This is a genomic window from Candidatus Eisenbacteria bacterium (genome assembly GCA_018831195.1).
Taxonomy (GTDB): domain Bacteria; phylum Eisenbacteria; class RBG-16-71-46; order CAIMUX01; family JAHJDP01; genus JAHJDP01.
This window is the reverse complement of sequence record JAHJDP010000087.1, coordinates 169,142-183,018: the sequence shown is the minus strand read 5'-3', so window position 1 is coordinate 183,018 and position 13,877 is coordinate 169,142. Positions and strand designations below refer to the sequence as shown.

Below are 13,877 nucleotides of genomic sequence, written 5' to 3'. Positions count from 1 at the left end.
GAGCCTGCGGGGGAGTTTTGTGATGGACATTAACCAGGGAGGAAGTATGCGGATTCTTGCGGCGTTGTCCGTATTTTTTTTGCTGTCGCTTTTCTTGTCGCTGACAACGGCGGCACTCGGACTTGAAGGACTTCCATCGATCCATCCCAGTGAGATTTCCATGAAGATCGCTTCCTCTCCCGGAAGAATGACCGTCAGCCTTCAGGGCGAGTCATCCACCAGTTTTCAGGAGCCGGTGACCCGCTATGTCGTGCTCCCAACGAATGCCGGGGATGTTCAAGTCCGGCTTGCAGACGATGAATTGGTTTCCGCTGTCCGGATCACGGCCGGCGCGCCGATGATCATGAGGGGGCTCCGGCTCCTGCCGATTACCATCTCCCCGGTAAAGGGACCCTCGGCCATCCACACAAAGACGGTGGAGATTGAGGTTTTTCACAGCGGCGGCCTTGAGGTGCAGCAACCCTCCAATCCCCTTCGCCACAGCAAAGGTTTTTTTGACGGATTAGAGATTCTCATCGCGTCCGAGCAGCAGTATCTTCTCTCCTCTGTTGAAGCGGGAAGCTACTTGATCATCACCGATCCCCGTTTTGAGAGTGATCTGCAACCCTTCGCGGGGTGGAAGCGGGAAAAGGGTTTCGTCGTTGATGTCGTGACGACACTCGACTGGGGGACGGATAATGGTGTGATCCAGGATTCGATCCGGGCTCGGTATCACAATTCTGCCTACCCGCCGGAATATGTTCTCCTCGTCGGAGATGTGGGACAAATTCCGGGATGGAATTTTCATGCGAGTGTAAGCGACCTGCCCTATGCCCTGATGGATGGGGATGATTGGTTTCCCGATCTGCATGTCGGCCGGCTTTCGGTCGAGACGGTGGCGGAGGCAAAAACCGTCATAAAAAAAATCCTCAATTATGAATGGCAAACCTATTTCACCGATTCCGGCGATGGTGTCGGCACCGATTGGCTGCGGCGCGGATTGGTCGTTGGCGCCGATTACGCCTCGGATACGCCGGTCGCGGTCAGCAATTGGTGCCGCGAGGTGTTGCTCGGCCTCGATTATGAAGCGGTGTCATCGGTCTACTACCCACCCCATTATGACGATCATGCAGGACTCATCCCCGCGGCAATCAATGGCGGTGTCTCCATCATCAGTTACAGGGGCTGGGCCTATGGAGTTCACGGTTGGGAGCCCCCCCATTTTACATCCAACGAGGTCTTTGGTTTAACAAATGGCTGGATGCTGCCCGCGGTCTTCAGCTTTGTCTGCCAAAACAATGATTACGCCGCGGAGGGTATTTGCTTCGGTGAGGCGTGGTTGCGCGCCGGTACCGAAGAACAGCCCCGCGGAGCGGTCGCCTTTATCGGCAACAGCGAACCCTGGTCGCATACCCGCTTTAACGATGCCGCCGCGATCGGGGCTTTTAAGTCTATCGCCGACGGCGCACGGCGGTTGGGGTCACTATTGCTGGCCTCGAAACTTGAGATCTTGCATCAATTCCCGACAGAACTTGAGTATGCGGAATATGAAGATTCCTCGGTGGAGCACAACTTTTATATTTATAATCTCCTCGGCGATCCTGAGATGGAAATTTTAATGGCTCCGCCGAAAGCGATCCTCGTCGATCATCAAAGTGAAATTCCGATGGGCGCTAATTTCACCGATGTCGTTGTGACGGAGGATGATGATGTCACACCGATCGTGGGCGCCAGGGTCGGTATCAGCTCCGGCAACACAACGCTGGGGTGCGCGTGGACCGATGAAAATGGTGTCGCGCGGGTGCCGGCCCTCTTCGGAGAGGTGCGATCGGTCGGCATGACCGTCACCGGAACCGGTCTGGCTCCCTATCGCGGCCAGATTGATGTGGTGACGGAGGGCGCTTTTGCGGCCTTTGAAGGCGTCGAGATCGATGACTCCGCTGGAAACAGTGACGGTGTTGTGAACCCCGGCGAAACGGTCGATTTATCAGTGACCCTCCACAACTTCGGCGAAACGGCCGCCACGAGTCTTCAGGCGGCCATCGCGGTGGGGGTCGGCGCGGAGTTGGTCACCGGCTCCGCCGATTATCCCGATATCGCCCCGGGCGCGTCAGCGATACCGGACGCCCCTTTTACAATATCCGTCGACCCTGACGCGGGCGACGGGCTGCGCCTGATCTTCCTGCTGGAAGCCCAAGCCGCCGAACGATCCTCGGTTACCGAATTCAATCTCCAGGTGGTTGCCCCGGCGCTGCGCTATGAATCTTATACTGTGGCCGATGACGGTGTTTTGAATCCCGGAGAATCAGCCGGACTCACCGTGACGATCACCAATGACGGCTCGCTGACGGCGTCGGCCGCAACGGCGGTGTTGCGGTCGGAGCTGCCCGGCATTATTGCGGTTATCGATTCGGCGAGCAGCTACCCCGCCTTGGAAATCGGCGGCAGTGGTCTTTCCGAGACAGCTTTTACGGTTCAAGCCGGCGATGAGGCTTTTATAGGCCAGGTTGCCAACATGAAGCTCATCCTCACAACAGAAGAGGGATACATTTCCGAAACGGACTTTTCGCTTGTCGTCGGCGAGGTGGACCATCGGGCGCCTCTAGCCGCCGATGCGTATGGGTATTACGCCTACGACAACTCCGATACCGACTATCCCGACACCGCGCCGCTCTATGATTGGATTACCTGCTCCACTTTATATGGCGGATCCGGAACACGGATCGAATTGCGGGACAACCGAACGACCCTTGTCGATGTGCCCTTTCCCTTCACATTTTACGGGAAATCGTACGACCGGCTGATGATCAGCGACAATGGCTGGGCTTCTTTTGACACATTGTCCTACCACGACTATTACAATTGGCGCCTGCCCGACGCATACGGAAGCGGTGCGAAGATGGCTCCCTTCTGGGATAATCTCGATCCCGGGTTTAAAGTCGACGATGTTCTTGTGGGCGATGGTATCTATACGTATAGTGATGACGCCCATCACCGCTTCGTCGTTGAGTGGAGCCGGCTCGCCAACGAGCGGTCGGTTTTTAATAGTCCCAATGAGCCGGATTGGGATCTCCAGACATTCCAGCTCATTCTCTACGATCCCGCGTATTATCCCAATCAAACCACGGGGGACGGAGTGATTGAGTTCCAGTATAAAAATATCGTCAACAATGATCATGAGCGGATGTATTCGACCGTCGGGATTGAGAACGAGACCGAAGATATCGGCATCGAGTACTCACACTTGAACGAATACGCCCCCGGCGCCGCACCCCTTTCCGACGGATTGGCGATACGTTTTACAACCGAGCCGCCGCGCTATGATCCGGTTCGCATCGCCCGGTTTACCGCGGAACCGGTGGATGGCGGTATTCTAATGAGCTGGGCGCCGTGTGATGACCGACCGTTGAACGGATACCGCATATACCGGGAACAGGAAGGCGGCGGTTTTGCCGAAGTCTCCAAATCGATAATCGGAAGCAAAACGAATACGTACTTGGACAGGGACGTCGATCCGGATGCGGTCATAGCGTATAAGATCGGGATTCTCGACCCTGTCGGATATGAGTCGATGCATGGCCCGTACATATATGACGGGCCGGTTTCCGGTAACCTCCGCCTCGCGCTGACATCACGCGGCGCCAATCCGTTCCGTGGAGCGGTGGAACTCGGTTTCACCTTGCCGATCCGCGTCGATGTGCAGCTGCAGCTCTTTGACATTTCCGGCCGCCTTGTGCGCACACTGGTGAATGGCGTCACCGATCCCGGCCAGTGGACAATCCCCTGGGATGGCAATGACACCAACGGCCGGGCCGTCTCGAGTGGGCTGTATTTGGCCAAGTTGAGCGCCGGCATGGAGCAGAAGAGCCTGAAGCTGATGTTGGTGAAGTAAAATGAGTTTGATCCGGCGGGGCGGCAAAACGGCCCACCGAGCATGATGCTGGAAGCCCCGGGCCGACGCCTGGGGCTTCTATTTAGGGTTCCCATCGTCAATATATGACATTCCCAAAATGCTGGAGGATCCATGTACACGCCTGCAGCCCTGCTCGATCTCCATGAACGCGCCCATCACAGCCTGGAGAAACTATTGGCGCACTGCCGCCAGCTGAGCGCAGCGGAACGGGATGGCGAGATGGATGGTTTTGGCTATCCCTCGGTCCGGGCGCAAATCCATCACATTATCGGCGCAGAGGAGTATTGGATCGGTGTGCTACAGGGGCGTCTCGAAGTCGATGAGAATGACTCAGACTACCCCACAATCGAGAAGCTGGAGTTGTACCGCAAGAAAGTTTTCTCCGCGACGCAGAAGTACCTGCGCGCGGCCTCTACGGAGGAACTCAACACCGCCCGCGAGATGATGACATGGGGAAATAATGAAAGGATGTTGACGCCGGCGCATGTTGTTATACGCCCCCTTACACATATATATTCTCATCAAGGCCAAATCCTTGCGATGTGCCGGTTGATGGGGAAACCGGCATCGGGAATGGACTTTCCGATTTCATAGAAAACAGCGAGCGTTATACAAGTCTTGGGAGATACGGAAAATGAAATATTTAGCGAGCATTCTTCTGATGCTTGCAATGGGTATGGCGGTTTCGCAGGAATATTCGGGCGATGAATTTAAAGAGGATTATCTTGAAGCCTGTGAGCTGATTTCCTCAAAATATATATATTTTGAAAGAAAATGCGCCCTTTCAAGGTCTGGATTCCTGGAGCAAAGAAAACTACATGCCGACACTATCATCTGGAATCGACAATCTTTTGTTAAGGAAATCCGCAATCTGCGCGCCACCTTTTCTGACGGACATTTCTACTGGGATGTACCTCGTGAAATATCACCGGTTGATACTTTCTACACACTGGGTTTTGTATCGACATTTACGGATGATAGCCTGTTGATTGTAAAAAAGATCTTTCCACATTATGCTCCTCCGGTCAAAATCGGTGATATCATCTCAGATATAAACAATATACCCGCAAAGGATTATATAAAGGAACTCGGCCGCAAAGAGCCACAGTCGACCAGGAATGCAACATACGAAATCGCCGCGAGGAATCTATCTCTGATACGGCGCCAGGCGCCGACAATGGACAGTTTGGAAGATGTCAAAATTGAAGTTTTAAGAGACCAGAAGAAGCTGGTATTCAATATCGGGTATAAGAAATGTTCCATTACTACCGACATCTCGAAAAGCCGGAAAAATAAAGAAACGTTGCTATTGCAGCGAAATGGGTATTTGTCGCTGGAAGATCTCCCGGATGAAAGCATCTCGCCCCATTCTTCGCTGCTGCTGTACATGCTGGAAACAGAAAAGGAAAAATATTGCATTCTTCATCCGCGTGATTTTGTGGCTTGGGAAGCCGCCGACATCGAAACGATTATGGGTATGATAAAGGAAATCGGCCCCGACGCCCTTGTGATTGACTTGAAGGACTGCAGTGGAGGCGGATTCAATGACATGCTCTATCTAAGCTATGCTTTGGGTGTTGAGAAGGAATTTAAGTTTTTCTACGACATCATTGACAAGGAAAATAGAAGAGAATCCGGCGTGGACGATTTTGATTTTATTACAGATAGAATTTCCATGAAGAATTCATGGAGCGGGAAGGTGTATATTCGCTCAAATGAGATTTGCGGCAGCGCATGCGACTTTTTTATTAGATGGATGAAAATGAATGGTAGGGCGGTCATTGTGGGGATGCCCCCCGCGGGCAGGGGAGGCGGCACAGACGATTTTAAATTAAAAAACACCGGAACCCGCATAGGCTTTCCCCTAAGAGAAAGAATACCACTGGATTATCCAAGCAGCATCGAGGGGGAAACCATGGGAATCGACTATTATTCCGAGCAGACATTGGATCTTTTATTGGATGAATTATCAAACCATTGATGTGTAAGATAAACCGCTCTGGATGTTAAAGATCCGGCAGGGGGATCCGACAGGGGGCCTGTCGTTTTGAAGGTCAAGGGTGCGGGTGCAAACTTCAATTAATTCACGATCTCCCCAGTCCACGCCGGCGGCATGGCGTGCTTTGCCCGCAGGCATCTGGGTTTTGGGGTTCGGCTCCCTGTTCATGGATACCTCCTCGGAACTGATCCACAGCCTGCTTCCGGCATTTATGGTCACCACCCTGGGCGCCTCCATGGTTACCGTCGGCATCATCGAGGGCGTGGCTGAAGCGGCGGCCGCTGTCATGAAGGTCTTCTCGGGCGCCCTCAGCGATTACCTCGGGCGGCGCAAATTCCTAATGGTTCTCGGTTATACGCTTGCTGCTTTCACCAAACCGATCTTCCCGATGGCTGCATCGGCCGGCTGGGTCTTCTCAGCGCGTTTTATAGATCGTATAGGCAAGGGCATTCGCGGCGCACCGCGTGACGCGCTGGTTGCCGATCTTACGCCGCCGAAACTGCGAGGCGCGGCCTATGGACTTCGCCAGGCGCTCGATTCCGTCGGCGCGTTGTTGGGCCCGCTGCTGGCGGTTGGGCTCATGATCTGGTTCGTCAATAACATCAGGGCGGTCATGTGGGTCGCCGTGGTGCCGGCCTTCATCGCCGTGGCGCTGCTGCTTATTTATGTGCGCGAGCCCGAGCGGGGGAAGCCGGACGGCCCGGCAAAAGCTCCGCTTGCTCTTTCCGACGCCAAAAGGCTTCCAATGCGCTACTGGCTCGTTGTGCTGATGGGGGCCGTCTTTATGCTGGCGCGCTTCAGTGAGGCTTTTCTGGTGTTGCGCGCCCTGGATGTCGGGCTTCAAATCGGCCGCGTACCGTTTGTGATGATTGTTATGAATGTCTTTTATGCCGGGGCCGCCTATCCTGCCGGGGCCGCCGCCGACCGCATCAGCTCTCGCACATTGTTGTTTCTCGGGCTTGTCTTGCTGATTGCCGCCGATCTTGTGCTGGCCTTAGCCGCATCACCGCTGATCGTGTTTGCCGGGGCCGCCCTGTGGGGATTACATATGGCCTCCACGCAGGGCTTGCTGTCGAAACTGGTCGCCGACACCGCGCCGCCGAAGTTAATCGGCACGGGTTTCGGCATATTCAATCTTGTGAGCGGCGGCGCGCTGCTGCTGGCGAGTGTCATCGCCGGTCTTCTATGGAGTTCGCATGGCGCGTCGGCGACATTTCTTGCGGGCGCCGTCTTCGCGGCGGTGGCAGCCGTCGGTTTATTAGCCGCCATGCGGGAGCCTGCAACGGCGTTTATTAAAAGGAGAAGTTAAGATGAAATATATGCTGGCGCTTTCACTATTAAGTTTTTGCTTTTCATCAACTTCCGGGGCCCGCATTTCAACCAAGGTCACATTTACTTTTTATGGACACGCATGTTTCCTAATCACAACCTCGCAAAACACTCAGATAATGACAGATCCAATGAAGCTCGAGGGATACAGCGTTCCCAAAGAAGTGGAGCCAACGGTTGTCACCGTGTCACACGGGCATATCGATCATGACAACGTTGACGCCGTCTCGGGAAATCCTATCATTCTGAAAGGCCTTGTGGGGCCAAGAGATCAAGGGTTGTTGCAGAAGTTTGTGGAGATTGATGAGCAAATCGGCGATGTGAGAATTTATAATGTTGTTTCAAACCACAATAAGCCGGAGATAAGCCCCATGTTGAATTCAATTTTCGTTTTTGAGTTCGATGGCATTAGGGTGGCTCATCTGGGCGACCTGGGTGTTTTGCTTTCCGATGAACAGATCGATAAGATCGGAAATATTGATGTCCTAATGATCCCCGTCGGCGGTAAGTATACAATTTCATTGGATGAAGCTGATCAGGTTGTCAAACAACTCCATCCAGGAGCGGTTGTTTTCCCGATGCATTACAGAACGGATCTTTCTGCCTTCTTGCCCAACACCGCAGAAGATTTCTTAAAGGGTAAACAGAATGTCATAAGAGTAAACGGAAACAGTTTTCATCTTGATGTGGACAATCCCCCACAAGACCTCGCTTATGTTCTGTTGAATCACTCGTGACTCCAGGGCGATTGCCCAGACCGGCCGGCGGGCACCTGACTCAGGCCTCTTCGTCGAGGCATCGAGGACGCGGGACCGGGGGGGGGCATCGGGAACGACCCGAACGAGCTCATAGGGGCTCAACCCCTCAGGCTCCCGGCCCAGCGTCTTCTGTCCTGTCAGTTTGAGGGTACCCGGGAGGGAGGCGCGGTTTCTAAGCTGTTCTCTGATGGGGCGCTATCCTTGAGCGATTGCTCCAAGCCCCGGCGGGTTGGAGTGAGGAATTGGGGTTGAGATCGAATGCTTGTGAGTTGTTCCAGGATGTGGCAATGTTGGGATGTAGAAATGTCGAGATTAGAAGTCTGGAACATCTGACTGAATTCAACATAAGGTCAGTTGTGCGATAAGAAATGATTATCTAAAAGAAAAGGTGTCAAATTTAATAATGCGGCTCCACGTCTTTGTAAAATATCTAAAAAGAAATGTGTTATGAAAGAACATCAGGTTGTTATAACGGGCTTGGGTGCTGTAACGCCGGTAGGCATAGGTGTAAAAAGCTTTTGTGAGGGCTTGGAGGCCGGGAGAAACGGAATTGCAAGGGTCACTCATTTTGATCCGGCGGAATTTCGGTCCAAGCTGGCGGCAGAGGTGAAATCTTTTCAACCCGAAGAATGGATTGATAAAAAAGCAGCCAGGCGCATGGATCGATTCGCGCAGTTTGGGGTTGCCGCCTCGGCAATGGCTTTTGATGATGCAGGATTAAACTCTTTCTCATTTGATAAGAATAGGGCCGGCGTTATCATCGGCTCCGGCATCGGTGGCTCACAGACCATCGAAGATGGATATGCGGCGCTTCAAGAAAATGGACCCGATGGCTTGAATCCGTTTTTTGTGTCCAAGCTGCTGATCAACATGGCGGCGTGCATGGTTTCCATCAAGCATGGCTTGAAAGGTCCTCTTTCCGCTCCATCGGTGGCCTGCTCTAGTGGATCAAATGCCATTGGCGATGCTTTCCGGATTCTTCAAAGAGGGGATGCCGATATCATGCTGGCGGGCAGTTCCGAAGCATGTATTACGCGGCTGGCCTATGGATGTTTTTGCGCCACACGATCCATGACTCCAAATGATAATGCTTCAAACGCCAGCAGACCCTTTGATAAGAATCGTGATGGGTTTGTGATGGGGGAAGGGGCCGGCATCGCTGTTTTGGAGAATCTGGAACACGCCCTCGAGCGAGGCGCCCGCATTTATGCTGAAATCGCGGGATATGGCAATACAGCTGATGCCTATCACTTTACGGCGCCGGAGCCCAATAGCGACGGCATGATCAGGGTCATGCAGGCGGCATTGCGAGACGCCGGTTTGGATGCAGAGAATGTCGAATATATCAATGCGCACGGCACATCCACTGTTTTAAATGACAAATGTGAGAGCGCGGCCATTGAAAAAGTGTTCGGCGAACATGCAAAGAGCCTGAAGGTGAGCTCAATAAAATCAATGATCGGCCATCTTATGGCGGCCGCCGGATCCGTGGAGTTTGTGGCGACTGTAATGAGTGTGTTCACGGGCATCATTCCGCCAACCATTAATTTTGAGGAAGCCGACCCTGATTGTTCTCTTGATTATGTCACCAATGGGGCCGAATCGATGGATATAAATGCGGCCATGAGCAATTCGTTTGGTTTTGGTGGCGGCAACGCCTGCCTTGTGATTAAGAAGTATGGAGACAGAAATGGACGTTCCTAAGCTTCAGATCGGCGATTTGTCTGCAAAGATACCTATTGTTCAAGGGGGGATGGGTGTCAGAATTTCTCTTGCTTCGCTCGCTTCGGCGGTCGCAAACCAGGGCGGGATCGGTACCATTTCCAGCATCGGTTTAGGAGACCACAAAGATTCGGAAAAAGATTATGAAAAGACATCCAGAGAAGCGCTATCAAGTGAAATCCGCAAAGCCAGGGAAATGACAGACGGCCTCCTCGCCGTAAATTTCATGAGTGTGCTTAGCAACGTAGACGATCTCATTCAAACCGCGGTGAAAGACGGAATCAAAATAATTGTATTAGGCGCCGGGTTGCCGACCAGGCTTCCGGCTTTGGTGCAGGATCCCAGTGTCAACCTTGTACCCATCATCAGTTCCGCCAGAGTTGCAGATTTTATTCTGCGAAGCTGGGAAAGGCGCTACGGAAGAATCGCCGATGGATTAATCTTGGAAGGGCCGCTGGCCGGCGGACATCTCGGTTTTTCACCAGAGCAATTGACGCGTTTAGAGGATTTCTCCATCGAAAAACTCTTATCTGAAGTTCTGGAAACGATTAAACCCTATGAAGACAGATACGGAAAGAAAATTCCTGTTATCACAGCAGGTGGCATTTATAGCGGAAAGGATATCGCGCGAATGCTGTCGCTGGGCGCCTCTGGTGTCCAGATGGGGACCCGTTTTGTCTGCACCGAAGAATGCGATGCATCTCAAGAATTCAAGCAAGCATATCTGGATGCCAAAGAAGAGGACATTGTTATCATTAAGAGTCCTGTCGGCATGCCCGGCCGGGCGATATATAATAAATTCTTAAAAGATCTTGAAATTAAAGGAAAGTTGAAAATAAGTTGCCCCTACAGATGTCTCACGGCCTGCAAGGTCAAAGAGGCGAAATATTGTATTGCACTGGCTCTGCTGAATTCCTATTTTGGCGATGTGGACCACGGCCTCATTTTCTGCGGGCAAAACGCGCACCGGATTGACAAAATTGTCACCGTTAAAGAACTCATTAAGGAACTTCTCAGCGAGCTCGAAGAAGCCTAAAAAACTCCAACGGCTCTGTCGTCTCAACACGCCATCGACTCAACACGAGGGAACAGGGGATAATTTCTTAGACCGACCGCCGGGCGGCCTTGATATCTTAGGTGTACAGAAGGAGTCTTTTAGTGAACTACTTTAATCCTTTTTCCTCCCCTTTCTGGCTCACCATTGGGGTGGCCGTTCTCTGCGGAACCATTATCGGCCTTGAACGGCAGCTGCGCGGCAAGCCCGCCGGTGTTCGCACCAGCTGTCTCATATGCCTCGGCACCGCTGTTTTCATCCATCTCGGTTCCGGGGTCGCCAGCTCTAGCTCCGATCCCACCCGCGTTCTCGGCCAGCTGGTGACCGGGATTGGATTCCTAGGGGCTGGTGTGATCCTTGCGCGAGAAGGGACCGTGTCGGGCGTGACAACGGCCGCGGTTATTTGGGTGTTGGCAGCCATCGGCGCAGCGATAGGACTCGGTCACCTCCTCGGCGCCATCGCCCTATCCGCCGTCACCGTCGGGATTCTGACGGGGATGGAATCCCTTGAATCCGCCATTAAATTGCTCCGCCGCGGGGTGCACTCGCATGAACGAGGAAGCAAGAACGGTGACCCCGGCCTGGGAAGTAGAGAATAACTTTTTTCTTAGAGATCCTCTGCAAAAGGCCTGATCATCGCGCCTGAACTTTCTTCCCGGATGAAGGGACCGTCCGCGCCACCCGGAATCCGAGAATGTCATCCTGCGAGTTGGGCCAATAGGGCGCACGGGATGCGGAGCGGCACTCGCGTGCGTAATAGTACCAGGAACCGCCCTTAACGACGCGTTGCGCGCCGCCGGGAGGACCGCTGGGATCGACGACGACATCCGTCCCCAGATCTTCCATGTAAATATCCCAGCACCACTCCCAGACATTACCGTGCATATCATAGAGATCCATGCTGTTGGGCGCCTTGCTCATGACATCATGCGTCATGTAGGCGGCATTGCCGCAATACCAGCCGACCGCATCCAGCACCGGATCGACCCCGCAGGCCTCTTCCGTCAGGTTGCCGTTGCAGGTGGCCGTCTGTGTCCCGGCGCGGCAGGCATATTCCCATTCGGCTTCTGTGGGAAGACGATATCCGTCGGCCTCTTTATTCCAAGTCACGACGCTGCCGTCGATTGTATAAGCAAGCTCATATCCGTCCCGGTCGGAAATAATGTTGCAGTAAGATACCGCATCCAGCCAGGTGACCTTCTCCACAGGCAGATTATCGCCGTCAAAGCGGGAAGGATTCACGCCCATGACATCTTCATACTCCGCCTGTGTTACCTCGTGATCACTGATCCAGAAATCGTGGGTCAATACGACCGTGTGAAGCGTTTCGTTGAATCCGTGGCCCACTTCATTCAATGGGCTGCCCATCTGGAGGACAGTGCCCGCCCATGGACCCCTCGTGAGGGGTGTCTGAATGGCGTGGCCCTCGCCGTCATCAAAGGCAAAGGCGTGCTCATAGGATCCGACCGACAGCGCCGTTTCGTAGTGGTAGGTGGCCCCATTCTCGTAGTCGCCGCTCACAAGCTGCATGGCGTAATTTGTGCCGTTGATGATGACATCGGCCTGTATCGGCGCATCCCCATCTCCATCGGTATACAGAACGGAGAAAATAAACTGGGTCTCCGGGGCGCCGGCTTCCGGTGACACCGTTCCGTTCGATAGGGTCGGCGGCACATTGCCCAGCGGGGTGACGGCCGAAGCGACATTGGAGATCCCGGACCAATTCGGCGTTGTATCGGCAACCTTGATGGCGAAGGTGTACGGGGTGCCCGGGATGAGATTCTCGACGAGATAACTTTCAGCCGTCCCGCTTGTCGCAGGGGTCAGATTGAAGCCGGTTTTAAAGACGGCGGAGGAATCCCAGATCGCCTCTGTGATGGCAAGCTCGGAGTAACGGATGTCGTACTCCGCCGCTCTGCCATTGTACAAATCGTTTCCTGTCGCGTGCCACTCAAGGCGGATGCTGGTCGAGTCGACCGGCACGGCGGCCAGGTCGCCGATGGCCGCCGGCGGCGTTGTGTCATTGAAGGGTCCCGGACCGCCGAGAATAACCAGTCCATCGGAGCGGTCGGCGACAACAAGCAAGCCGGATGAGGAAAGAGCGATGCCCTGCGCATAGCTCGTGATATTGCTGCCGATGTGTTCGGGTTTTGCCGGATTTCTCACATCAAAGATATGCACCCCGCCGTCCTGCGCCGCGACAAAGGCCAAGCCGTCGCGATAAACGACGTCGCGGCAGAGCCCCAACACTTCGAGGTAATGCCCGATTGGGACCGGAGGCTCGGCGCCGTGTGTCTCCATGATGACAAAGCCGTTGTAGCCGTCGGCCACATAGGCGATGCCGTCATGAACAGCGATACCGCGTGACCATCCATCGGTATCGCAATAAGAGACGACATCCATCTGGCCGAGTACAGGGTTGCGGACGTCAAAAACCGTGACGCCCATCTCGTCATCCGCCACGTAGGCGAAACCATCTTCCACGGCGACCGCTTTGGCATAGCCGCGCCCATAGGCGAAGGCGCCTTCATAATTAAGAAGACCGGGAACAAAGGGGTCGGACTTGAAGATCCGCAGGCCCTTCCAGTTCTCGGCTAGATAAATGATATAGGGGTCGCCCGGATTGTCCGGCAACTTGATGCAGAGGCCGTTGCCGTCGACGGCCGTCGTTCCTTGATGGAAGGAGAAGACGCTGTCAGGATGGGTTACATCCCAGGTTGTGACACCCTCGGTTCCTTCAACGATAAAGGCGATTTCGATCACCCCGTCGCCGAAGGGCGTGCTGGCGACGACAATCGATTCGGCGAACTTCTTTGTGTCCAACTGGGAGAGGATGACAGGAGCATACGGATTGGAGATGTCCACCGTAATAAGCCCCGCCTGTCCACAGGCGATATACGCAATATCCCCGAGAACATCCACATCCTCGGCGCTGGCCGGAAGCGGCAGAACCGAAAGGACCTCATAGGGTGAGACCGGCGGTTTGTACAGGTCCTGTTCCGCGCAGCCGGGAAGCATCAGAATAACCGCGGAAAGCGCCGTCAGGACGCCGAGCCCAATCCCAACCCATCGAGTCGTCAAGCGAACCATTCTTCCTCTCCTCTTTTCCTGTGTCATTCGGGG

At 54.0% G+C, this 13,877-nt stretch carries 10 protein-coding genes; 8 read left to right on the top strand and 2 right to left on the bottom strand.

Features of this window, described 5'->3' with window-relative positions:
- Window positions 1-46 precede the first annotated feature (46 nt).
- The 3 genes from KJ970_15585 (at window position 47) to KJ970_15575 (ending at window position 5,873) form a co-directional block, all read left to right on the top strand.
- A complete protein-coding gene (locus KJ970_15585; protein MBU2692344.1) occupies window positions 47-3,871 on the top strand; it encodes a hypothetical protein in 3,825 nt (1,274 codons plus the stop codon).
- A 132-nt stretch (window positions 3,872-4,003) separates the two neighbouring features.
- The gene (locus tag KJ970_15580) at window positions 4,004-4,486 is read left to right on the top strand and encodes a DinB family protein (protein ID MBU2692343.1); all 483 of its coding nucleotides are present in this window, start codon (window positions 4,004-4,006) and stop codon (window positions 4,484-4,486) included.
- A gap of 40 nt (window positions 4,487-4,526) precedes the next feature.
- Entirely contained in the window at window positions 4,527-5,873 is a 1,347-nt protein-coding gene (locus KJ970_15575) for a hypothetical protein (GenBank protein ID MBU2692342.1), read from the top strand.
- Here the strand turns inward: KJ970_15575 and KJ970_15570 are convergent.
- Entirely contained in the window at window positions 5,862-6,059 is a 198-nt protein-coding gene (locus tag KJ970_15570; protein MBU2692341.1) for a hypothetical protein, read from the bottom strand. The genes KJ970_15575 and KJ970_15570 overlap by 12 nt on opposite strands.
- Here KJ970_15570 and KJ970_15565 point away from each other — a divergent pair.
- The 5 genes from KJ970_15565 to KJ970_15545 all read left to right on the top strand — a co-directional run bounded on the left by KJ970_15565 (window position 6,058) and on the right by KJ970_15545 (window position 11,353).
- Window positions 6,058-7,200: an MFS transporter gene (locus tag KJ970_15565; protein ID MBU2692340.1), complete on the top strand. Its 1,143-nt coding sequence runs from the start codon at window positions 6,058-6,060 to the stop codon at window positions 7,198-7,200. The genes KJ970_15570 and KJ970_15565 overlap by 2 nt on opposite strands.
- 1 nt (window position 7,201) lies before the next feature.
- The gene (locus KJ970_15560; protein ID MBU2692339.1) at window positions 7,202-7,957 is read left to right on the top strand and encodes an MBL fold metallo-hydrolase; all 756 of its coding nucleotides are present in this window, start codon (window positions 7,202-7,204) and stop codon (window positions 7,955-7,957) included.
- Window positions 7,958-8,425: 468 nt separating this feature from the next.
- Window positions 8,426-9,682 (top strand): beta-ketoacyl-ACP synthase II, encoded by a 1,257-nt coding sequence (fabF, locus tag KJ970_15555; GenBank protein MBU2692338.1) that lies wholly within the window; start codon window positions 8,426-8,428, stop codon window positions 9,680-9,682.
- Complete coding sequence (locus tag KJ970_15550) at window positions 9,669-10,736, top strand: nitronate monooxygenase family protein (protein MBU2692337.1); 1,068 nt, start codon at window positions 9,669-9,671, stop codon at window positions 10,734-10,736. The genes fabF and KJ970_15550 overlap by 14 nt, the downstream gene beginning before the upstream one ends.
- Window positions 10,737-10,858: 122 nt before the next feature.
- Window positions 10,859-11,353 (top strand): MgtC/SapB family protein, encoded by a 495-nt coding sequence (locus KJ970_15545; protein ID MBU2692336.1) that lies wholly within the window; start codon window positions 10,859-10,861, stop codon window positions 11,351-11,353.
- Between the two features lie 34 nt (window positions 11,354-11,387).
- Here the strand turns inward: KJ970_15545 and KJ970_15540 are convergent, their stop codons facing one another.
- A complete protein-coding gene (locus KJ970_15540; GenBank protein MBU2692335.1) occupies window positions 11,388-13,844 on the bottom strand; it encodes an SUMF1/EgtB/PvdO family nonheme iron enzyme in 2,457 nt (818 codons plus the stop codon).
- Between the last annotated feature and the right edge of the window lie 33 nt (window positions 13,845-13,877).

Bases quoted from the DNA above. Each gene is read 5' to 3' on its own strand.
- KJ970_15550 (MBU2692337.1), top strand. From the start codon at position 9,669: ATGGACGTTCCTAAGCTTCAGATCGGCGATTTGTCTGCAAAGATACCT.
- KJ970_15540 (MBU2692335.1), bottom strand. From the start codon at position 13,844: ATGGTTCGCTTGACGACTCGATGGGTTGGGATTGGGCTCGGCGTCCTG.
- KJ970_15560 (MBU2692339.1), top strand. From the start codon at position 7,202: ATGAAATATATGCTGGCGCTTTCACTATTAAGTTTTTGCTTTTCATCA.
- KJ970_15575 (MBU2692342.1), top strand. From the start codon at position 4,527: ATGAAATATTTAGCGAGCATTCTTCTGATGCTTGCAATGGGTATGGCG.
- KJ970_15580 (MBU2692343.1), top strand. From the start codon at position 4,004: ATGTACACGCCTGCAGCCCTGCTCGATCTCCATGAACGCGCCCATCAC.
- fabF (MBU2692338.1), top strand. From the start codon at position 8,426: ATGAAAGAACATCAGGTTGTTATAACGGGCTTGGGTGCTGTAACGCCG.
- KJ970_15565 (MBU2692340.1), top strand. From the start codon at position 6,058: ATGGATACCTCCTCGGAACTGATCCACAGCCTGCTTCCGGCATTTATG.
- KJ970_15570 (MBU2692341.1), bottom strand. From the start codon at position 6,059: ATGAACAGGGAGCCGAACCCCAAAACCCAGATGCCTGCGGGCAAAGCA.
- KJ970_15585 (MBU2692344.1), top strand. From the start codon at position 47: ATGCGGATTCTTGCGGCGTTGTCCGTATTTTTTTTGCTGTCGCTTTTC.